The sequence below is a fragment of the Streptomyces sp. NPDC006309 genome, assembly GCF_040613095.1.
GTDB lineage: Bacteria > Actinomycetota > Actinomycetes > Streptomycetales > Streptomycetaceae > Streptomyces.
The window spans coordinates 45,097-65,850 of the sequence record NZ_JBEXRO010000029.1; the positions used below are offsets into that span (position 1 = coordinate 45,097).

The 20,754-nt window shown below is 70.7% G+C and carries 17 protein-coding genes, 1 other RNA gene and 1 pseudogene; 9 read left to right on the top strand and 10 right to left on the bottom strand.

Annotated elements, in window-relative coordinates; translation table 11 throughout:
* Positions 1-84: 84 nt before the first annotated feature.
* Together ABZ117_RS29335 and ABZ117_RS29340 are read right to left on the bottom strand one after the other, a co-directional pair.
* Positions 85-1,254, bottom strand: a complete 1,170-nt coding sequence (locus ABZ117_RS29335) for a serine hydrolase domain-containing protein (RefSeq protein WP_356824918.1) — start codon at positions 1,252-1,254, stop codon at positions 85-87.
* Positions 1,206-2,495: a multidrug effflux MFS transporter gene (locus ABZ117_RS29340; RefSeq protein ID WP_356824920.1), complete on the bottom strand. Its 1,290-nt coding sequence runs from the start codon at positions 2,493-2,495 to the stop codon at positions 1,206-1,208. The genes ABZ117_RS29335 and ABZ117_RS29340 overlap by 49 nt, the downstream gene beginning before the upstream one ends.
* An 87-nt stretch (positions 2,496-2,582) precedes the next feature.
* Here ABZ117_RS29340 and ABZ117_RS29345 point away from each other — a divergent pair, with 87 nt between their 5' ends.
* Together ABZ117_RS29345 and ABZ117_RS29350 are read left to right on the top strand one after the other, a co-directional pair.
* Positions 2,583-3,671, top strand: a complete 1,089-nt coding sequence (locus tag ABZ117_RS29345; protein WP_356824922.1) for a Gfo/Idh/MocA family oxidoreductase — start codon at positions 2,583-2,585, stop codon at positions 3,669-3,671.
* 56 nt (positions 3,672-3,727) lie between these two features.
* Complete coding sequence (locus ABZ117_RS29350) at positions 3,728-4,486, top strand: SDR family oxidoreductase (protein ID WP_356824924.1); 759 nt, start codon at positions 3,728-3,730, stop codon at positions 4,484-4,486.
* A gap of 253 nt (positions 4,487-4,739) precedes the next feature.
* On the opposite strand, the gene ABZ117_RS29355 is transcribed toward ABZ117_RS29350, so the two are convergent.
* On the bottom strand, positions 4,740-5,939 hold the full coding sequence (locus ABZ117_RS29355) for a serine hydrolase (RefSeq protein WP_356824926.1): 1,200 nt from the start codon (positions 5,937-5,939) through the stop codon (positions 4,740-4,742).
* A gap of 155 nt (positions 5,940-6,094) precedes the next feature.
* Positions 6,095-6,421, bottom strand: a complete 327-nt coding sequence (locus ABZ117_RS29360; protein ID WP_356824928.1) for a nuclear transport factor 2 family protein — start codon at positions 6,419-6,421, stop codon at positions 6,095-6,097.
* A gap of 136 nt (positions 6,422-6,557) precedes the next feature.
* Between ABZ117_RS29360 and ABZ117_RS29365 the strand changes: the two genes are divergently transcribed.
* The 5 genes from ABZ117_RS29365 to ABZ117_RS29385 all read left to right on the top strand — a co-directional run bounded on the left by ABZ117_RS29365 (position 6,558) and on the right by ABZ117_RS29385 (position 12,713).
* The gene (locus ABZ117_RS29365; RefSeq protein WP_356824930.1) at positions 6,558-7,103 is read left to right on the top strand and encodes a DoxX family protein; all 546 of its coding nucleotides are present in this window, start codon (positions 6,558-6,560) and stop codon (positions 7,101-7,103) included.
* A 53-nt stretch (positions 7,104-7,156) separates the two neighbouring features.
* On the top strand, positions 7,157-7,495 hold the full coding sequence (locus tag ABZ117_RS29370) for a MazG-like family protein (RefSeq protein WP_356824932.1): 339 nt from the start codon (positions 7,157-7,159) through the stop codon (positions 7,493-7,495).
* Between the two features lie 257 nt (positions 7,496-7,752).
* Entirely contained in the window at positions 7,753-8,766 is a 1,014-nt protein-coding gene (locus ABZ117_RS29375; RefSeq protein WP_356824934.1) for a hypothetical protein, read from the top strand.
* 179 nt (positions 8,767-8,945) lie between these two features.
* Entirely contained in the window at positions 8,946-9,776 is an 831-nt protein-coding gene (locus tag ABZ117_RS29380; RefSeq protein WP_356824936.1) for an SDR family oxidoreductase, read from the top strand.
* A 1,035-nt stretch (positions 9,777-10,811) separates the two neighbouring features.
* Entirely contained in the window at positions 10,812-12,713 is a 1,902-nt protein-coding gene (locus tag ABZ117_RS29385) for a hypothetical protein (RefSeq protein ID WP_356824938.1), read from the top strand.
* A gap of 59 nt (positions 12,714-12,772) precedes the next feature.
* On the opposite strand, the gene ABZ117_RS29390 is transcribed toward ABZ117_RS29385, so the two are convergent.
* Positions 12,773-13,444 (bottom strand): SMI1/KNR4 family protein, encoded by a 672-nt coding sequence (locus tag ABZ117_RS29390; protein ID WP_356824940.1) that lies wholly within the window; start codon positions 13,442-13,444, stop codon positions 12,773-12,775.
* A 457-nt stretch (positions 13,445-13,901) separates the two neighbouring features.
* Here ABZ117_RS29390 and ABZ117_RS29395 point away from each other — a divergent pair, with 457 nt between their 5' ends.
* The gene (locus ABZ117_RS29395; RefSeq protein ID WP_356824942.1) at positions 13,902-14,087 is read left to right on the top strand and encodes a hypothetical protein; all 186 of its coding nucleotides are present in this window, start codon (positions 13,902-13,904) and stop codon (positions 14,085-14,087) included.
* Between the two features lie 70 nt (positions 14,088-14,157).
* A complete protein-coding gene (locus ABZ117_RS29400) occupies positions 14,158-14,559 on the top strand; it encodes a hypothetical protein (RefSeq protein ID WP_356824944.1) in 402 nt (133 codons plus the stop codon).
* Positions 14,560-14,661: 102 nt separating this feature from the next.
* Here ABZ117_RS29400 and ABZ117_RS29405 read toward each other — a convergent pair whose 3' ends face one another.
* The 5 genes and pseudogenes from ABZ117_RS29405 to ABZ117_RS29425 form a co-directional block, all read right to left on the bottom strand.
* Positions 14,662-16,767, bottom strand: a complete 2,106-nt coding sequence (locus ABZ117_RS29405) for an AIPR family protein (protein WP_356824946.1) — start codon at positions 16,765-16,767, stop codon at positions 14,662-14,664.
* 39 nt (positions 16,768-16,806) lie between these two features.
* Positions 16,807-18,162, bottom strand: a complete 1,356-nt coding sequence (locus ABZ117_RS29410) for a hypothetical protein (RefSeq protein WP_356824948.1) — start codon at positions 18,160-18,162, stop codon at positions 16,807-16,809.
* Between the two features lie 241 nt (positions 18,163-18,403).
* Positions 18,404-18,807, bottom strand: an RNA gene (rnpB, locus tag ABZ117_RS29415) — RNase P RNA component class A.
* 67 nt (positions 18,808-18,874) lie between these two features.
* A pseudogene (locus ABZ117_RS29420) lies at positions 18,875-19,702 on the bottom strand (EamA family transporter); the annotation flags it as partial.
* Positions 19,699-20,610 (bottom strand): AraC family transcriptional regulator, encoded by a 912-nt coding sequence (locus tag ABZ117_RS29425; RefSeq protein WP_356824950.1) that lies wholly within the window; start codon positions 20,608-20,610, stop codon positions 19,699-19,701. The gene ABZ117_RS29425 and the pseudogene ABZ117_RS29420, both read right to left, overlap by 4 nt.
* Between the last annotated feature and the right edge of the window lie 144 nt (positions 20,611-20,754).

Here is a 20,754-nt window from a genome sequence, read left to right on the forward strand (position 1 = left end):
TGCCGATTGTACGAGGGCGGGGGGTGGGGGCGGGGCGGGCGGGGCGGGGTGGGAGGGGACGGGAAGGCGGGGCCGGCGCCGGGGTCAGATCACCGCGCGGGCCAGTCGGGTCGCCAGGGCCGCTCTCGGGGCGCTGTCCGCCGGGCGGCGGCGTGGGTGGACCGTGTTCGCCAGCAGGACGAGGAACGTGTCCGTCGCCGGGTCCAGGACCAGGGACGTGCCGGTGAAGCCGGTGTGGCCCGCCGCGCCGTGGCCCGCCAGTTCGCCCATGAACCACGGCTGGTCCAGGGCGAAGCCCAGCCCGGGCGGGGTGAACAGCAGCTCCACGAAGTCGGCGCCGAGGATGCGCGCGGGGCCGTAGGAGCCGCCGGCGAGCAGGGCGCGGCAGAAGACGGCCAGGTCGGGCGCGGTGGAGAAGAGGCCCGCGTGGCCGGCGACCCCGCCGAGCGCCCAGGCGTTCTCGTCGTGGACCACACCGCGCAGCATGCCCCGGTCGGCCTTGGCCCAGGGCCGGCGCTGGTCCTCGGTGGCCGCGGCGCCGGGGCAGGGCCCGAAGGCGGTGGCGGTCATGCCGAGCGGGCGGGTGATGCCCTCCTGGACGAGGACGTCGAGGGGGCGGCCGGTGATGCGCTCCAGCACGAACTGGAGCAGGAGCATGTTCAGGTCGGAGTACCGGTAGGTGCCCGGTTCCGCCGTCGGGGCGGTGTTCCGCAGGAGGGCGAGGCGGGCGCGCTCGTCCCGGCAGTCGTACAGCGGGAGTTCGGGGCGCAGCCCGGAGGTGTGGGTGAGCAGCTGGCGCACGGTGACGCCGTAGGCGGCGGCTCCGGTGAACTCGGGCAGGTAGGCGCCGACCCGGGCGTCCATGCCGAGGGTGCCGCGTTCGATCTGCTGCACGGCGGCGACGGAGGTGAACAGCTTGGTGAGGGAGGCCAGGTCGAAGGGGGTGTCGACGGTGGCCGGGACCCGGGAGTCGGACGGCAGGGCGACAGCGTTGTCGGTCTTCGGGTCGTAGGCGCTGTAGCGCACGGCCCAGCCCGCGGCCTCGGCCACGGCGACCACGGGGCCGCGTCCGGCCACCACGACGGCGCCGGCCGCCCAGGGGCGGGCGCCGGTGGTCAGGGCGTGCACGTCGTCGGTCAGACGCTCGAGTTCCGTGGGGTCGAGCCCGGCTCGCTCGGGCGTGCCGGTACGCAGTCTCGGTGCGCTCAGTTGTCCGCTCCCTCCGGCGCCGTACGAGTGTTCCAGGGACGGCACATTCCCACGAAGCAGGCCGCGGCGACCAGTGCGCCCGCCAGTTGGACGATCGCCATGGGAACGGCGGTGTGCTCCCCGGCGACGCCGACGAGCGGGGAGGCGACCGCGCCGACGAGGAAGGAGGTGGTGCCGAGCAGCGCGGAGGCGGAGCCGGCGGCGTGCCGGGTGCGCAGCAGGGCGAGGGACTGGGCGTTGGGCAGGGTGATGCCCATGGCCGACATCAGGACGAACAGGGCGGCGGAGACGGGCGCCAGGCCGACGTCGCCGAAGGTGCCCGTGGCCATGAGGAGCAGGGCGGTGGCGGCGAGCACGATGATCGCGAGGCCGGTGGCGAGGACCTTGTCCAGGCTGACCCGGCCCACGAGCACCTTGCCGTTGATCTGGCCCGCGATCATCAGGCCGACCGAGTTGACGCCGAACAGCAGGCTGAACGTCTGCGGGGAGGCGCCGTAGATCTCCTGGATGACGAACGGCGAGGCGGATATGTAGGCGAACAGCGCGGCGAAGGCGAAGCCACCGGCCAGCGTGTAGCCGGTGAAGGGCAGGTCGGCGAGGAGGCCGCGCATGGCGCGCAGGGCCTGGCCGATGCCGCCGCCGTGGCGGTCGGCGGGCGGCAGCGTCTCGGGCAGCCGCCACCGGACGACGGCGGCGAGCAGGGCGCCCACGACGGTGAGGACGGCGAACACGCCCCGCCAGTCCGTCACCCGGAGGAGCTGCCCGCCGATCAGCGGCGCCACGATCGGGGCGACCCCGGAGATCAGCATCAGGGTGGAGAAGAAGCGGGCCATGGCCACACCGTCGTACAGGTCGCGTACGACGGCCCGGGCGATGACGATGCCGGCCGCGCCCGCGAGGCCCTGGGCCAGCCGGAAGGCGACCAGGGTCTCGACGTTCGGGGCGAAGGCGCACAGGGCGGTGGCGAGGACGTACACGGCGAGGCCTGCCAGGAGCGGGCGGCGGCGGCCCCAGCGGTCGCTCATCGGGCCGACGACCAGCTGGCCGAGCGCCATGCCGGCCAGGCAGGCGGTGAGGGTGAGCTGGACGGTGGCGGCGGGGGCGTGCAGGGAGCGGGTGACCGCCGGCAGGGACGGGAGGTACATGTCCATGGCGAGCGGGGGTGTGGCGGTGAGGCCGCCGAGGACGAGGGTGACGAGCAGGCCGGTCCGGCGGTCGGCGGGTGGGCTCGGCGCGGTGGGCGGGTGCTCCGTCCCGGGTGTCTGTGCCGCCGCGTGCTCGGGCATGTGTCCCTCCCTCTCGTACTGGACCGGCACCTATGCTCTCAGCTCGTACACACTGCCGGGGTACACGTGAGCGAGGGTGGGGCGGGTATGGCGGAGCGGGGCGTGCGGTGGGGGATCCTGGCGACCGGCGGGATAGCGGCGGCGTTCGCGGCGGATCTGGTGGCCGCGTCGGGCGACGGCTCCGCGGCGGGGCCGGCGCCGGAGCTCGTGGCGGTGGCGTCGCGCCGGCCCGAGTCGGCGCGGGCGTTCGCCGACCGGTTCGGGGTGGCGCGGGCGTACGGCGACTGGGAGTCGCTGGCGGCGGACGAGGACGTCGACGTGGTGTACGTCGCCACTCCGCACACCGCGCACCGGGCGGCGGCCGGGCTTTGCCTGGCGGCGGGGCGGAACGTGCTGTGCGAGAAGCCGTTCACGCTGAACCTGCGCGAGGCGGAGGAACTCGTCGCGCTGGCGCGGGAGCACGACCGCTTCCTGATGGAGGCGATGTGGATGTACTGCAACCCCCTGGTGCGGCGGCTGAAGTCGCTGGTGGACGACGGGGCGATCGGCGAGGTGCGCACGGTGCAGGCCGACTTCGGGCTGGCCGGCCCCTTCGCCGCGGACCACCGGCTGCGGGACCCGGCGCTGGGCGGCGGGGCACTGCTGGACCTGGGCGTGTACCCGGTGTCCTTCGCGCAGTTGCTGCTCGGCGAGCCGGACGGCGTCACCGCGAGCGCGGTGCTGTCCCCGGAGGGCGTCGACCTCCAGACGGGGGCCGTGCTGTCCTGGGACGGCGGCGCGCTGGCCTCGCTGCACTGCTCCATCGACGGCGCCACGGCGGCCACCGCCTCGGTCACCGGCTCACGCGGCCGGATCGACGTCCCGTCCGGCTTCTTCCACCCGGACCGGTTCGTGCTGCACCGGGACGGCCGTGACCCCGAGGAGTTCACCGCGGACCCGGCCGACGGGCCGCGCGACAGCATGCGGCACGAGGCGTGGGAGGTCATGCGGGCGCTGCGGGCGGGCGAGAAGGAGTCGCCGCTGGTGCCGCTGGAGGGCACGCTCGCGGTGATGCGCACGCTGGACGCGGTGCGGGAGCGGACCGGGGTGCGGTATCCGGGTGAGGCCGGGGCGCGGTATCCAGGTGAGGCCGGGGCGCGGTATCCGGGGGACGAGCCGGCCGGCGTCGCCGGATAACCGTATGGCGGACACCTGATTCCGTATGACGGACCTGCCGCCTAGGCTGCGGAGCCATGACCGACAGGCAATCGAAGATCGCGGTGGTGACCGGGGCGGGCTCCGGCATCGGACGGGCCGTCGCCGTGGAGCTGTTGCGCCACGGCTGGTCGGTGGCGCTCGCCGGCCGGCGCGCCGGAACGCTGGAGGAGACGGCGGCGCTGGTGCCGGAGGGCACCGCGCTCGCCGCGCGCACCGACGTGTCCCGCCCCGAGGACGTGGACGCGCTGTTCGCGGCGGTGGTGGAGCGGTTCGGGCGGGTGGACCTGCTGTTCAACAACGCGGGGACCTTCGGGCCCGGCGGGGTGCCGGTCGAGGATCTGCCGTACGACGCCTGGCGGCACGTGGTGGACACCAACCTCAACGGCGCGTTCCTGTGCGCCCAGGCGGCCTACCGGCGGATGAAGGAGCAGGACCCGCGGGGCGGCCGGATCATCAACAACGGTTCCGTCTCGGCCCACAGGCCCCGCCCGCACTCGGTCGCCTACACCGCGACGAAGCACGCGCTGACCGGGCTCACCAAGTCGCTGTCGCTGGACGGGCGGCCGTACCGCATCGCGGTCGGGCAGATCGACATCGGCAACGCGGCGACCGACATGACGGCCCGGATGGGCACCGGCGCGCTCCAGGCGAACGGGGAGGTGATCCCGGAACCGGTGATGGACGTGGCCGATGTGGCGCGCACGGTGCGGCACATGGCGGAGCTGCCGCTGGAGGCGAACGTGCAGTTCGCGACCGTACTGGCGACCGGGATGCCGTACATCGGGCGGGGCTGAGCGGGCGGCGACCGCCCGCCTGAACATGCGCGCTATTGCGGCCGGTCACGCCCGTGTGCTCAACTTTCTCCACCAGAGCTTCACAGTTGGCGTACCGACGTTCCGCAGCCACTCCCCGGGGGGAAGGCGGCGGCCGTTCCGCCGGACCGGAGTGGGGGCTGGGCCTCGCGGCCAACCGCGGGGCACACGCCGGTGGGTGGAACGACCGCCGCACACCGCTCGGCTCCGCTCCGGTGACCGCCGCACCCTTCGGTCAGCTTCGGTGACGGGCTCCCGGCGCGCTGCCGCCGTTCTCGGCGGCCTCGCCGTTCACCGTCGTCCGCGCCCGGCGCCGGCGCAGGGCCCAGGCGCCGGCGCCCAGCAGGGCCGCCGCCCCGGCCGAGCCCTCCGCCAGCCCCCACCCCGAGCCGCCCCCGGACCCCGTACCGGGCGCGCCGGCCGCCGCCCGTACCGGCTTCCGCGCGGGCCGCGGACTCGCCTTCACCCCGCCCTCGCTGAGCGGTGCGACCAGCAGACCCACCGCCTGCGCCGAACGCCCGTGCCCGAAGCCCCAGTCGAGCAGCGCGGCGGCCTCCTCGTAGACGGCGTTGCCGCCGGCCCCGGGATGCATCACGGTGACCAGCAGGGAGCGCCCGCCCCGGGTGGCGGCACCGGTGAAGGTGTTGCCGGCGTGGCTGGTGTAGCCGTTCTTGACCCCGATCAGCCCGTCGTACGTCTTCAGGCCCCACGCCCCGGTCAGCAGACGGTCGGTGTTCTGGATCTGGAAGGTCTTCTTCCCGCCCGCCGGGAAGTCGGCGGTCCGCGTGCCGCAGTACCGGCGGAACGCGGCGTCCTTCAGACCGTGGCGGGCGAAGAGCGTCAGGTCGTACGCCGAGGAGAGCTGCCCCTTGTGGTCGAAGCCGTCGGGGCTGACCACATGGGTGTCCAGCGCCTGGAGGTCCGCGGCCCTGGCCTGCATCTGGGCGACCGTCCGGGCGATGCCGCCGTTCAGGTGGGAGAGCACGTGCACGGCGTCGTTGCCGGAGCGCAGGAACACGCCCTGCCACAACTGATCGACCGTGTAGGTGATGCCGGGCTTGACGCCGACGAGGCTGGAGCCGGCCGGGACGTCCGCGAGGTCGGCGTCGGTGACCCGGTACCGCTCGGCGGGGTCCAGCCGCCCCAGCACGGTGTCCGCGAACAGCATCTTCAGGGTGGACGCGGGCGGCAGGCGCCGGTGCGCACCGAACGAGGCGAGGACCTCCCCGCTGTCGAGGTCGGCGACCAGCCACGAGCGGGCGGTGAGCTTTCCGGGCAGTCCGGCGGCGCCGCTCACCTGGACGCCGGGACGGGCCAGCCGCTCGCCGCCGACGACCCCGGTCGCGGCGGCGGCCCTGGTGGCCGTGGAGAGGGGGAGAGCGGCGGCCGTCAGCCCGAGGACGGCACGCCGGCTGAGCCGGGAACTTTCACGCACCCGGGGACCGTACACCGCGCCGGGCGGGGGTCCTGCGCGCAGGAGGGGTACGGGGCCGGGGAACGCGCCACCGGAGCAATGTCCGGTGCGTCACCGGCGTCTCACGGCACGGCAGTCCGGTGCGTCACCGGCGTCTCCCGGCACGCGGGCGCCTGTCAGGCCTGCCCGGTCTCGAAGCGCGAGATCCGCCCGTCGTCCTCGACCGTGAAGACCCACTTGGTGCGCATCTCGCCCCAGGTGTCGTTGCGGTAGCGGGCGAGGACGGTACGGCCGCCGTCCGACTCGTTGTCGACCTCCAGGTGCCCGTGGGAGGAGAAGATCTCCCGGTCGGTCCACTCGGCGAGGTCACGGTCGGAGCCGTCGTCGCACATGGTCGCACCGGGCGCCAGGAGCGACATGAAGCCCTCCAGGTCGTGGGAGTTGACGGCGTGCACGAAGGCCCTGACGGCCGGATCGCTGAGCCGGGTCGGCTGAATCGTCATGGCGTCAGACTCACACCGCTCCCCCGGGGCCGCCACCCGAACGGCAGCCAGCGGGGGCCGGGCGGTGCCGGGGGTGCCAGGCTGGAACACGGGAGGGAGCCTGTCCGCCTGTCCGCCTGTCTGCTTGGGAGTCACCGTGAGCTGTTACGACCGACGTGATCTGGGCCTGCTGCTGCTCCGGCTGGGCACCGGCGGTGTGATGGCCGCTCACGGCGCGCAGAAGCTGTTCGGCTGGTTCGGCGGCCACGGCCTGGAGGGCACCGGCCAGTTCATGGAGTCCGTCGGCTACGCGCCCGGCAAGGCCAGCGCCGCGGCGTCGGGCCTGGCGGAGACGGGCAGCGGCGTCCTGCTGGCGCTGGGCCTCGCGACCCCGGCGGCGGGCGCGGCGGCGGCCGGGGCGATGGCGGGAGCGGCGGCCGTCCACCTGCCCAACGGTTTCTTCGCCCAGGAGGGCGGCTACGAGCACCCGGTGAGCCTGGGCCTGGTCGGGGCCTGCCTCGCCGTCACCGGACCGGGCCGCCTCTCCCTCGACCACGCCCTGGGGCACGTCCTCGACCGCGACTGGATGGTGCCCGCCGCGCTCGGTGTGACGGCCGCGGTGACGGCCGTGGTCGTCGGCGCCCGGACCAGGCGGGTACGGGCGCGGGCGGCGGGCGAACAGGAGACCCTGTTCGAGGAGTGACCGCCGTCCGGGAACGGCCGGCACCGTCTTCCGGGCATGGCAGGCTGCGGGACATGAGCGATCAGAACTCCGCCGCCGGGCTCTGGCCCGCCGTCGACTCCCTGTGGGCCCGACTGGAGGCCGCCGGCGCCCAGGGCGGTCAGGACGGCGTGCTGCTGCGCATCCTCAAGCTGTCCGAGGAGGTCGGCGAGGTCGCCGAGGCGGTCATCGGCGCGACCGGCCAGAACCCGCGCAAGGGCGTCACCCACTCCTGGGAGGACGTACAGGCGGAACTGTGCGACGTGGCGATCACCGCACTGGTGGCACTGCGCACCCTGACCCCGGACGCCCGGCAGGTCTTCGAACACCACCTCGAGAAGGTCGGGTCCCGCCCGCTCGACCGCCCGGCCTGACGCCCGGTCCGCTCACGCGCAGGACCGCCCGTTCCCCGCTCCGGCCGGTGTTCTGGCCAGTGTTCTGGCCGGTGTTCTGGCCGGTGCTCCGACATCGCGCGACGGACGGGGCAACCTTGTGAGCGACTGGTGAGTCTTGTGATCGATCACACCGTGGTCGGATTCACGAGGAGACCATCATCAGTGCCATACGCAAGACCCTGACCGCCACCGCCGTCGTCGGTGCCGTCCTCGCGGGCTCCGCCGCCTGCGGAACGGTGGAGCAGCTCTCCGCCGGCAAGAAGCTCGACCGGGCCTTCGAGAAGCTCGGCAAGAAGAACACGCTCTCCTTCGAGCTCGACGTGGACACCGACGTCGCGTCCCTGAAGGCGCTGGACGCCAAGTCCCGGCCCGCGCCCGGCGACGAGATCCCGGACGACGCGGCCAAGCTGATCAGCGGCGCGAAGATCACGGTCACCGTGCAGTCGAAGAAGCCGATCGACGAGTCCGACGAGAAGGACCTCGTCGGCATGGCCATGAAGGTCAGCAGTCCGGACGGCGACCTCGCCGAGTACCGGGTGATCGGCGACACCGCCTACATCCGTGCCGACATGGACACCATCGGCAAGTTGTCGGGCAGCCCCGTACCGGCCGCCGCGGACCTGCCCCCGGAGGCCGGGGCGATCAAGAACGTCCTCGAGGGCAAGTGGGTGAAGTTCGACACCAAGGAGATGCAGAAGGCCACCGCCGACGGCAAGGGACCGAAGGACGGTCCCGCGCCCGGCCCGTCCCTCGACGCCAAGACGCAGAAGAAGCTCGTGAACGCCCTGCGTGACGTCGTCGCCCGTCACGTGCACCTCAAGACGGCCGGCGGCGGGAACGGCACCGAGCACGTCCTCGCCACGGCCCCCTTCCGCACGCTCGTCACCGAGCTGTTCGGCAAGATCCGCCCGCTGGTGAAGGACCTGCCGCCGGGCATGGAACTGCCCACGGCCAAGGACCTCAAGGACGCCCCCGCCGCCAAGGTGACGGCGGACTTCACGCTCAAGAACGGTGAGCTGACCGAGGTGGACGTGGATCTCGCCAAGCTGGCCGAGAACGCCAAGGTCAAGAAGCTCGGCCTGACACTGCGGCTGGGCAGGGGCACCAGGCCCACCGTTCCGGCCGGCGCCACGAAGCTGGACCTGAAGGCACTCATGCAGGGCTTCGTCGGCGGCGGCCCGGGGATGAGCGATGCGGAGTTCGCCGAGAGCGGCCTCTCCGGCCAGGACCTCCCGCAGGACGCCTCCTGATCACACCGGACGCGTACGGAGCGGGCGCCCCACCCGCACGGTGAGCGACCGTGCGGGCCGCCACCTGTCCGTGTTCTGTCCCTGCCCGCGCCCCTGGCCGGAAGTCGCCGGAGGTGGAGCCGCCGGTCCTAGAGTCGGATGCTCCAGGTGATCTCGGTACATGGGGGGGTTCGACCACGTTGGCGGACAAGCGGGTTGTCGTCGTGACCGGCGGAGGCACGGGCATCGGGGAGGCCACGGCCCGGCTGCTCCGCGAGGGAGGCCACCACGTGGTCGTCTCCGGACGCCGGCCCGAACCCCTGCGGCGCCTCGCCCGGGAGATCGGGGCACTGGCGTATCCGTCCGATGCCGGGGAGCCCGACGCGGCCGAAGGGCTCGTCCGGGCGGCCCTGGACGAGCACGGACGCGTCGACGGAGTGGTGCTGAACGCGGGGATCGGGCGCGGCGGAGCCGTGGGGGACCTGTCGCTCCAGGACTGGGACGACGTGATGCGCACCAACGTCACCGGTCCGCTCCTGCTGCTGCGCGCGGCCCTTCCGTACCTGCTGGAGTCCAGGGGAGCGGTGGTCGCCGTCGCCTCGGTCTCCGCCCTGCGCAACGGCGCGAGCAACGCCCCGTACGCCACCTCCAAGGCGGCCCTGCTCCAGCTCTGCCGTTCCGTGGCCGTCGACTACGGGCGGCACGGGGTGCGTGCCAACACCGTGTGCCCCGGCTGGGTACGGACCGAGATGGCCGACCGGCGCATGGCCCGGTTCGCCGAGGAGGCCGGTCTGCGCGGTGGAGTCGAGGCCGCCTACGAGGAGGTGACCAGGTCGCTGCCCGCGGGACGGCCGGGCGAGCCGCGCGAGATCGCGCAGGCCATCGACTGGCTGCTCTCCCCGGCGGCATCCTACGTCAACGGTGCGGTGCTCACCGTAGACGGCGGCACGACGGCCCTCGATCCGGGGACGCTGGCGTTCGACTTCCACATCACCCCACGCCACGACGACGGCTCCGACGCCGCCTGCTGAGCACCTCCCGCACGGGGCGGGCGGAGCTGCGCAAGATGAGGGCCGTTGTCCCCTCGGGGCGGCCGCCCTCCTTCGTCGTCGTAACCGCCTACGACGATTCGACGCACAGGATCACCAAGTTCATCAACGCGCCGACCTCGGCAGCGGCCTGCTCAGTACCCCGGCGGACGCCGGCCCGGGTTCACCTGGAGGCCCAGGGCTCCAAGTCCGCGCCGAGGCCCACGGCCTCGTGCGCCTTCTGGAAGAAGAACGGCCCCGGCTTGCCGCGCGAGCCGGCACGGTGACCTGACGCGCTCGGTCACGCGCGTGGGATCGCGGCAGCTGCGGACTTGGCCACCCGGCGGCTGCACGGCGACGGCATGGGGCGGGCGCGCTGGCCGCACAGGGCCACGCCCGGCCGCGTCCAGCCATGGCCGCCTGGCTGACGAACGGACAGTTCATCCGCTCCCCTCGGCGCGGCGGTGCCACGGGTGACGTACCGATCCACTGGCCCCGACGGTGCTCCCCCGGGAGTACAACGGCCTGGCACACGCGTCCTGGGGCCGTCGACCATGGCCACGGGCGGACACGAACCCGTCCCACTCCACGGTCGGGCGCGGGGCGTACGGGTCCATGTGTGCGGCTCGCTGGGGAGCGCCGCAGAGGTGGACGGCCTTTCGCGCCGGTGCCATGTTCCACGCTGGGATGCGAGCGGCCCCATGCTCCGCCTCCGCGGGGGCGTGCCCGTGCTTGATCAGCCAGATCTTGGTCGGCCTGACGGCCGCGGACGTCCTCGAACCCCACGAAATCCCCTCCGTAAGGAGAGGCTGGGGAGTCGGGAGCGCCGGTGACCTTCAGTTCGGCGTAGACGGGAACGGGTGGCTCATCTCTTTCCCTGATCGCTCAAACCGTGAGTCCGGCCATGGTTCTCCGGGCTGTGGACCTGATGGGGTCGCGCTGTTGTTCCCACAGAAAGGTCACAGGTTGATACCCCGCACCAGGAAAAGACGGCGCACAACCCTCGGCGCGATCCTCGCGGTCGTCCTCGGTTCCGGAGTGACCACCAGCTACGCAGCTGACTCCGACAGCCCGCCACCCGTCCACGGTCCCGGCGCACACGCGGTCGCAGCCGCCGCACCGGACACACCCAACGCACCGGAGGCGGGCCCGCCGTTCACGAAGACGGACGGCGTGTGGCAGGTCGAAACCACCACGCCGACATTACGCAACACGGTCAACGCCACCAGCGGCCACAAGAGCACCGCGACCTTCGAGGTCCACACCACCGACTCGGGTGGCAAGCCCACCGCCACGGTCGTGAAGCTGACCGACGCCAACCAATGGGGTGTTCTCGTGTCCGGCGAGGTGAATGCCGGCAAAGCGGCCTCGGTCACGGTTCCCGCGGGCAAGCTCAAGAACGGGGTCACCTACGCTGTCCGCTCCTCCGGGTACGACGCGACCAGCAAGGTCTACGAGAACGGCTGGTCCTCGTACTCCAACTTCAAGATCAATGTTCCTCCGGCCGACAAGCCGTACGTAACCTTCCCGGCGCCACAGACCACGTCCGGCATCGATTCGCTTGCGCAGACCCCGATCGAAGTAACGCGCACCGACCCCGGCCCCGTCACGGGCGTGCGCAGCAAGGACTCCGGCCGGACGTGCTCCGCGCTGGACTCCAAGGGGCGGAAGGTGTGCATCGAGATCAGCCGTGACGCGCCGACTCCTGTAGACGCAGCGGTGGCCAGGAGGGCGACGAGAAGCGCTCTTCGGGGCGCCGATCTCGTGCCGTGGTGTGCCACGAAGCCGGACGGCAAGGACTATATGAACCGGTCCGACGCGTGTCTGAAGAACGTCGGTTACGCGACTCTGATCTTCGTCGACGCGGACGAACTGCCGAAGTTCGGCACCGCGACGTTCGCGCTGTCACAGCAGATCAAGCTGTACAACAAGAAGGCGGAGACCAGCACAGACAGGGCGGAGTTCGACCAGCAGCTCACCGTGGTCCCGACGCAGATCGACGACGCGACCGAGGGGGTTCACCTCACCTGGAGGCCGTCCGACAACTGCAAGGACTGCACCAGTTCGCAGGTTCAGTGGTCGAGCAACGACGGCCTCAATCACACGCCGCACTGGGCAGTCGGCCAAGTCGGCTCCCAGTACGCCATGACCGCAAACGTGCAGACGATATGGAACGGCACCGGCAAGGAGCAGTTCGACCTCGGTTGGAGCCTCCTCGGTTCCGTCGACGCCGGAGACGGGCACGCCCAAACCAGCCTCGGCACCAGCGGCGACGTCCGGGTCCGGGAGCTTGCGCCGCGCTGTGACGACATCGCCCGGGGCAACATCGCGACCGGTTGTGTCTTCCCCTACTTCAGGCCGACCTGGACGGTCGACACCAACCTGTACCCAGCGGCCGGTGCTTACTACTGGCTGATGCAGGAGAAGCTGCCCTCCCATCCCGGCAGCCGGAAGTGGGACTCCCTCGTCACCTACCTCGGCCCCGGCAACAACGCGGACCCGGAGGGAGGGGACTGGACCAACACCAAGAGCCGCGGCAGGGTATGCCCCAGTAACTGGACGCCGAACACTGCCACGCCAAGCGGATCGTGCGACGAGTACGCGCCCGCGAGTACGTACGAAAGCGGCGGCATGCCGAAGGGACCGAACCAGGTCAACTCCGGCAACGAGTGCGCCCAGCTCTACACCAAGCCGATGACCGGCGGGATGTGGGGTCTGTTGGCTGAGAACCGCAACGGCTACACCGGACCGAAGTGGAACGAGAAGTGCGGTCGCGCCTCCGTGCCACTGGACCAGAACGAGGGTGCGTTCCGCGACCTCGGCATCAAGTTCGTTCCCCAGATGCGGCTGCTCGACAAGGACGGGTTCCTCATCAGCGATCCCGGCTTCGAGCACTGCAAGAACGCCGACACGGTCTGCGGGTGGAAGAAGATCGGCTGACCTGACCGCTCCCTGACCGCCCTGTGGCCGGAGCACCCCGCGGTGTTCCGGCCACAGGGTTATGCGAAGCGTGTCCAGTCCGGATCCAGTGGATACAGAGGGCCGTCCCACGCCAGAGCTTGATCGACGAGCCCGGGCACAGTCGTGTCCTGAAGCCCGTCCGCGTACTCGACGCCACGGTCCTCGTGCAGGGCATCGGCGACTTCGATGATGTAGTCGGCGAACGACGGCCACACGCCCAGTCTGGGGATGCCGGCCTCTTCGAAGGTTCCGATCCGTCCGTAGCCGGGTCCTGGGGTGCAGTCCGTGAACAGTCCGTACAGGCCGCTGCGGTCGGTCGCGGCGAAGGCGAGGTACCGCATCGCGGGGTCGGCCGGCATGCCGATGGTGTGGGGGCCTTCATTCCAATACGGCAGATGCTGGACCGGGGGGATCGCGTGCCTCATCGGAAGCAGCCAGGCCGATCCCTGTCCTTCTGGGGGGAGGCCGGTATCGGGTTCCGGCGTCCAGCCGAAGTCAGCGGGGTGGCCGGTGCCGTTGCGGAGGCGGTAGAACGCTTTAAGGCCCGGTGGGACGGTGAGGTCGAGTTCCTGCTCGACTGCACTGATGTCGGCGTCTGAGGCGGGTGGAGGAAGCATCCGGTAGGAGCGTGGAGCGTTCTGCCTGAGCCATGCTTCAATCCTCGCCCAAGCGCCCGCTACTGCCTCTTCCTGCTGTTGGTCATCGGTCATACCCGCGACCCTAAGGTTCTCCCGCGCGCGTTACTGTGGCCTGCACCACGCGGCGGCTCAAATGCCGCTGTGGACCGCGATCGGCCCGTGCACGACCAGCCACTGGCCCCGAACACAGCTGGTCGGGTTTGGCTCCCCGACAAGTTCGCGGAAGTCACCGGTCCTTCCACCGGCACCGGAGGGCACGGCCAGCTGAAGCCCGGTGTATGACTCTTCCTGCCAGGGAGCCCCCGTCCCAGGGTGGGCGCCGGTTCAGCTCAGGTGGCGCGGAGCCGCAGGTGGCGGCAGAGGGTCGGGCTGTACGCCGGGGAGTGTCATCACAGCGCAATGACCTGTGCAAACGTGTAGGGAGTGCACTTATGTGGCTACCTTGCTGGCTACGCAAGACGACATCACGCCCTGCAGCGGTCCGAAGCGATCTTCGTCGCTATTGGGGTAAACGGTCTACTCGATACGCTTGAAAAGGACTGGTGGCGCGCCGGAACTGAACCCGGCCGAGGGGGTCTGGTCGCTCCTCAAGCGGCACCTGGCCGACTTTGCCCCGACCGATCTCCCGCACCTGACCCGTGTGATCAAGCGGAAGCTGAAGAAGATTCAGCACCGGCCCCACCTGATCGACGGCTGCCCGCCACCCACCGGCTGATCATGGACTACGACTGACCAGGTCATCGGACTCCGGGCGGTTCGCCCAGGCCGCAGACGTCCTCAAGGCAGTGATCGCCACAGCGGCCACGGCCCTCGGCGCGCACAACCCCCGTGTGCTCGGTCTGCGGCGGCAGCGCGCGGCGGTCCTCATGGCCGGAGAGGACTTCCGGCGTGCCTTGCCGGAGTTCGGCGCTCTGGCCGCCATCTACTCCCGTACGGCGGGACCGGCCACGCTGGAGTGCCGTCGGCACGCCGCCCACTGCCGCGCCAACCTCGGTGAGGCCACCGTTGCCCTGCGGGAGTTCCAGGAGGTCCTGGAAGCCGTGTCCGACACGGCAGGGGACGCCTCCGAAACCGCTCTCGACCTGCGCCGCAGTATCGGCGTGCTCCTCTTCTCCGAGGGCCGCCGCACCGAGGCGGAAGGAGTCCTCGACGCCCTCCACGAGGACATGTGCGTCCTCCTCGGCTAGGACCATGAGGAGACCCGCGAGATCGCCGATCTCCTCGGCCGGCTGCGCGGCCCAGGGGGACCACGCCCTTACTGACGTCCTGCCGGTGCGGTGCACACGCCGTCAGACCTCGTCCTCAGCCTCTTCGCTGTGGATGCGCTGAGCCAGATCCCACAGGCTCAGGCCATCCGACTGGAACCAGCGAGCCGTTCCCTGATTAGCAACGGGGCGGTCGCCCCAGTCGGCGTCCGCCCACATCTTCGACACCAGCCCGGACGGCGAGTACTGCTGCTCGTCGTACGCCCAGAGGATCGACTTGGTCCGGTGATTGACCCAGGTCGCCTGGCGTCGCCGTTCGTCTTGGACAAGCCACTCCTCCATGGCGTCGCGCTCGGGCTCGTTCAGAGCCACGTACCGGAGAGGTGCTCCATCCTTGATGACACGACGGTCGACCAGGAGCGGCACGGTGTTCGGGCGCCGCGGCTTGCGCTCCTTCGCGGGAGGTGCGGGAACGGCGACGCCATCGGCCAGGTCGCCGAGGACATGCTTCGCCAGCTCTCGGCATGTCTCCGCTGTCTGGAAGGCGGTCCTGATCTGGGGACGCGGCCCGTAACGAGTCACGATCTGATGCGTCAGCCGGCGCACCAGATCCGGTACGAGGGCGGGAATCTTCTCCAGGACCTCGCTGTCCCAGTCGAAGTCGGGGTCATCGATACTCGTGGCGCCGAGATGCTGGAAGAGCAGGTGGGTGACGAGGAAGCCACCGTGCTCGGTGGTCGCGGCCTCGCGGCTGTTCTGTCCACTGCCCAGTTCGTAGACCGCGCTCCGTGCCGCGCGCAGCGTGAGCACGGAGCGCCACACCTTCTGTGGCGAGGGTTCGCGTTTGAACAGCAGGGTGTGGCTGCCCTTGGAGCCCTGTTCCCAGAGGTTCTCCGTGGAACTGGCGGCCCGGGCGGCCTGTTCAGCGTCCGGGTGCAGACACGCGAGTGCGAGAGCGAGTTCGTCCAGTGAACAACCGGTCTCGGGCGCGGCGACCGGCTCACCGCGCTTGATCACGTACTGTTTGCGCAGTTCGGCACGCAGGTTGGCCTTGATCGCCTGGTGCACGGGTTCCAGCGCGATGTGATCGCGCTGCTCGATGGCGTTCTGCCGGTTCGCCGCCTGCGAGACCTGTACGCCGAATTCCCGGTCCTCATGCGTGTTGATGACCTTGATGCTCAGTGTGGCGTTGGCCGCGGCCTCGCCGTCGTCGTGCATAGCCCTGGCGACAGCCCGCACCGTCTGAGCGCCGTTGACAATGCTCGCCCCCTTCACGGTGAGAGTGGTCGGCCTGCTCTGCGGTGCCTTGGCACTGTCGTTCTTCGCCGTGAGCGAGTCGCAGATCATGGTGATGCCGTTGTTCAGGTGCCAGAATCTCGTGGGATCGGACGTAAGGGTCAGACCGATCTCAGCATTGGTGACGGTGGCCCCGAGCGGGGCCCGTAGATTCTGCTCGAACAGGTCGGTACCGTGCGTCTCGTACCACTCGGCGACGCTCTCGGCGGAGACCGTGCCCTGATAGGCCTCGAGTGGTCCCTTCTGCTGATACCAGTCATCAAGGCGTACGTCCAGACAGATCGGCTCGGGCCGAAGATCCGCATGGACCTGATCATGGAAGTCTGCGGCGTACAACACCTCGACGCTCATGCGGGCGCCGTGCTTGTTGAACTCCTCGAGAGCGTTGTCGAGAACCTCGCGTGCCGGAGGAGAGGGCGCCACAGTGCCCATCAACGCGATGACCAGAGTGGCTCTCTCGTTGACGATGAACGGCCTGGCCTCCAGGGCGAGCGCGCCGGCACGCTGGTTGAACTGGTCGTACAACTCGTTCTCGATACGGTTCAGGCCATCCACCATCGCCTTGGCGGCGCCTACATCGAAGGTCGCCGTACCCCTTTCGCTCCACTTCGCCTGGACGAGCAGAGCCTGCCCGCTCTCCGGCAGGGGGGCGATGGCGTCCAATCCCTGGTCCGCGATGCCGTCCGTGACGAACCGGGCCGCCTCGGCCACGCTGCACTTGGCCAAGCGTCGTACCGCGAGGGCTGCAAGGGCGCGGGAGAGGAAGCGTTGTTCGTAGTTGTCACCGTGGAAGTGGGCGATGTCACTGTCGTCTATCACCCCGTCGAACGTCTCGTGCAGTTGCTCGCGCACCTGCGTGACCTGGCGAGGTGTGTCCGCCCCCGAGGTGGCCATAGATGGTTGCCTTCCCACTGGTGGTGTCTTGTTGATGGCCTAGGCCCGCGTCTTGATCCCTGGGCCGTTGCCACGCTGCCGGAGACTGAAGTCCACGCCCAGCAAAGCAATACCAGCCGTGTCGATCGTGGCCTCCACCCAGTCCAAAGCCACTTCGAAGGGCACGCCGCTCGCGCCGAACCAACCGTCGCGAACCAGCTGAGCGAAGTGGGTCGGTACCAGGTGGCGCGTGAGCGAGCCCACGGGAAGGTCCGGGAGACCAGGTTCCGCTGCGGCCGAGATCGCTGCGGCGACCTGGCCGTAGGGATAGATCGCACCGGAGCTCGTCCGGTGCAGAGCAGCGGTTAAGGGCACCGGCTCATGAATGCGGAGAAAAAGAGGGTCGTCCAGCAAGCTGTAATCGTCGGTGCTCCGCCGGTCGCGTCTCGGCAGGCGGTGAACGCGGCTGTGGAACTCTTCCAGTCGGCGCCGGGCGTCAGGCGATAAGAGCCCGTTCGGGCCGGGGCGCACGTAGCGCAGCATGACGAGCGTCCGAGTATTGACGTGGTAGTAGTACGCGTCGGGGGAACCCTCCCGACCCTCCAGCACCGACTGATCGGTTATCGACGTGGCCTCGACGTCATAGCTTCGGTTACCTCCGCGACTCACGAACGCTTGGACGACAGTCTCACCGATGTCGCTGAACCTCGTAGCTGCCCGGCCGCGGACGTCGTCGAACGTCGGCTGGACCGCAGTCCCGACAAGCCCGCTGATAAAGGCTGCCCCGGCGGCTGTCCTGTCCCAGAGACGTACCTCCGAGAAGTCGTTCGGGGCAGCCAACCCGGCTGTCTTGGCGAAGAGCAGAAGAGCATCACGCTCATCACGCCAGCGAAGCTCCCCCTCGCTCCAGCCTTCGGCGTCGTCGAGCAAAGGCATCAGCCTCTGGACTTCGGCCTCGACATCAGGGGAGATTCGCCGGAGATTGGCGAACACGGTGTCTGTGCCGACCGTGACAGGACCGCTTTCCGGTAAGGATTTGTAGAGTGCGGCGTCTCGCTCGCCGTCACCGCACCAGAGCCCTGAGGCAAGCACCAGGCGTTGAAGGCTTCGCGTACAGGTGACGATGACCTTACGGTCTCGGTCGGTCTCATGAGCAGGACGCACGATACCCAGCCCCCAGATCCGCTCCGGTTGCTCCCCGCCGCCTTCGTCGCCCTTCTGGTCAACAGGGGCAAGCAGGATCGCCAGGTGTGACTTGGCCTCGGGCCAGTCACGGCAGGATTGGGAGTAGGACCTCTCCTTGGTGCGGTCGGCTTTGAGTAGACGAAGTAAGTCCTTGTCAGGACGCAGAATCGCCAGCCGCGGCGATAGCGCCGAAGACGGGAAATCTACCCGCCTCGGTTGCGCGAATGTCATCCACTCCCCCGAACCGCCTGCCACCGCACCGAACCAGGCTCAGGGGGATGGTAACCCGCCAGTTCCCGCGTCCTGCTTACACGTCCCCAGTTTTTGCCACCCCGGCTGGCTCCGTTACTTACCCTCCCACCCCCGGGTACGTCTTTCAGATGTCTCGCGTCGAGCAGGGTTCGACCAAGCTCCTGACTCGGTCAAAAAGGGCCCCTGACCAGCATGTTCCCTGGTCTTGGGCCCTGGGCGGCAGACGAGTCGGGCTGTACGCCGGGTTCTGTTCCCCGGTCGCCTCGCGGCGGCCGGGGCGACGGCCATCCATCTAGGGCCGGCGTTGCCGCCGGCCTCGTGCGGTCTACCCGCGGACTCGGGCGGGCAGCCCTCGAACGTCCGCGCAGAGCACGTTTCACGGTGCTCCTCTTGACCTTGCTCCGGGTGGGGTTTACCTAGCTGCCCAGGTCACCCTGGGCACTGGTGGTCTCTTACACCACCGTTTCACCCTTACCGAGGACCGAGATCCCCGGCGGTCTGCTTTCTGTGGCACTGTCCCGCGGGTCACCCCGGGTGGCCGTTAGCCACCACCCTGCCCTGTGGAGCCCGGACGTTCCTCGGGGAGCCCCCTGAGGGATTCCACGCGGCCGTCCGCCCGGCTCGTCTGCCGTGCCGACCATGGTACCGGGCGTGTGCCCCGCCGCGGACCGGCGGCCGTCGCCAGGACCGAGCCGGCGAGGATGAGGGCGAAGGCGGCCAGTACGGGCAGGGTCAGCGGCTCGTCCAGGAAGAGCGCGCCCGCCGCCACCGCCACCGCCGGGTTGACGTAGGTGATCACGGTCGCCCGGGTGGGGCCGGCCTCCCGGATCAGCTCCAGGAACGCCACGAACGCCACCGCCGTGCAGATCACGCCCAGACCGGCCAGCGCGGCCAGGACCGTGGCGGACGGGACGGCGGCCGGGCGGGTGAGCACGGCCACGGGGGCGTAGACCAGCGCGGCCAGGGTCAGGCAGGCGGCGGTGAGGTGGAGGGACGGGACCTCCTTGAGGCGGCGGGCGGCGATGAGAGGGGCCGTCGCGTAGCCCAGGACGGTCAGCAGGACCTCCACCAGCGAGCGCGCGTCGCCGCCGGTGAGGTGCGGCAGGGTCAGGACCGTCACGCCGGCGAGGCCCAGTGCCAGGCCGGCCACCCGGCGGACACCGAGGTGTTCGGTGTCCCCCAGCAGCCGCGCCCCGATCACCCCCACGATGGGCACGCCGGCGATCAGCAGCCCGGCCGTCGAGCTGGACAGGTGCCGTTCGGCGTCGGTGAGGGTGAGCCAGGGGACGATGATCTCCAGCACCGCGAAGGCCAGCAGGGGCCGCCAGTGGGCCCGTACGGACGCGGGCAGGCCGCCCTGGCGAACGGCGAACGGGAGCAGCAGGGCCGCGCCGAGCGCGCAGCGCGTGAACACCACCACCGGCGGGGACACCTCGTCCACCGCCACCTTGATCATCAGATAGGGGATGCCCCAGACCACTCCCATCAGGGAGAACAGGAACCAGCCGCGTGCAGTCATGGGGTCGAGTCTCGGCCGGTGCGCCCCGCGGTGTCTTGAACGCTGTTGCGGTAGACCGCCGGGGTCACTCCCAGCACCCGGCGGAACCAGCGGGTCAGGTGCGCCTGGTCGGCGAAGCCGACGAGGGTGGCGACCTCGGCGGGGCGCAGGCCGGTGTCCAGCAGGGTGCGGGCGCGGGCGACCCGGTGCTGGGCGAGCCAGGCGTACGGGGGTATGCCCATGGTCGTACGGAAGGCCCGCAGGAGCTGGTAGCGGGAGAGGCCGAGGTCGGTGGCGAGGAGGGCGAGGGACGGTGGGTCGGCGAGTTCGCCGGCGAGGCGGTCACGGACCGTACGGGCTATGGCGTCGGCGCCGGGGACGCGGTCGGGCACCGGGCGTGCCGTGGAGTGGCGCCGGGCCAGGGCGGTCAGCAGCCAGGGCAGGCGGGACTCGGTCTCCAGCGGGTCGGGGCGGGCGCTGAGCTGTGTGTGGGCGGTGCGCAGGGCCCTGACCAGCGTGGGATCGTCGATGAGGGGCTCGCGGAAGTGCGGCAGGCCGCCGCGGGTGCCGTCGGCCAGCAGGGACGGTTCGGCGTACAGGGCGAGGTAGGCGTAGCCGTCGGTGGGGTTGCCGGGACCGCCGGTGTGCATCTCGCCGGGTTCGAGGACGATGATCGTGCCCGGGCCGGTGCGGACGTGGCCGCCCCGGTAGGCGATGACCTCGGAGCCGCCGACGCAGACGCCGATCGTGTACTCGTCGTGGGCGTGCGGGGCGTACACGTGCCGCCGGAAGTTCGCGGTCAGCAGGTCGAGCGGGGGCCCGCACCGCCCCAGCCGGGCCCGCGTCCACCGCGCCCGCTCCCCCGGCCCCCGCTCGACCTGCTGACCCTGCCCCACCCGGTTCTGTCCCACCCGGTCGTGCTCCCCCATCGGACTCCCCCTCGCCGTGCCGTCTGCCACGGTGCAACGTCCGCGCGGTCCGCTTCCATGCCGCGTGCCGGGTCCGCACCGGGCCGGGCCGGTGATGCGGGTCCGGACGGCCGCCGACGCCGGGGCGAGGCCCCACCCGTGGTA

Coding starts and splice junctions, on each gene's coding strand:
- ABZ117_RS29345 (WP_356824922.1), top strand. CDS start 2,583: ATGGCGGAGCGGGGCGTGCGGTGGGGGATCCTGGCGACCGGCGGGATA.
- ABZ117_RS29360 (WP_356824928.1), bottom strand. CDS start 6,421: ATGACGATTCAGCCGACCCGGCTCAGCGATCCGGCCGTCAGGGCCTTC.
- ABZ117_RS29425 (WP_356824950.1), bottom strand. CDS start 20,610: ATGGGGGAGCACGACCGGGTGGGACAGAACCGGGTGGGGCAGGGTCAG.
- ABZ117_RS29405 (WP_356824946.1), bottom strand. CDS start 16,767: ATGGCCACCTCGGGGGCGGACACACCTCGCCAGGTCACGCAGGTGCGC.
- ABZ117_RS29410 (WP_356824948.1), bottom strand. CDS start 18,162: ATGACATTCGCGCAACCGAGGCGGGTAGATTTCCCGTCTTCGGCGCTA.
- ABZ117_RS29390 (WP_356824940.1), bottom strand. CDS start 13,444: ATGACCGATGACCAACAGCAGGAAGAGGCAGTAGCGGGCGCTTGGGCG.
- ABZ117_RS29340 (WP_356824920.1), bottom strand. CDS start 2,495: ATGCCCGAGCACGCGGCGGCACAGACACCCGGGACGGAGCACCCGCCC.
- ABZ117_RS29350 (WP_356824924.1), top strand. CDS start 3,728: ATGACCGACAGGCAATCGAAGATCGCGGTGGTGACCGGGGCGGGCTCC.
- ABZ117_RS29370 (WP_356824932.1), top strand. CDS start 7,157: ATGAGCGATCAGAACTCCGCCGCCGGGCTCTGGCCCGCCGTCGACTCC.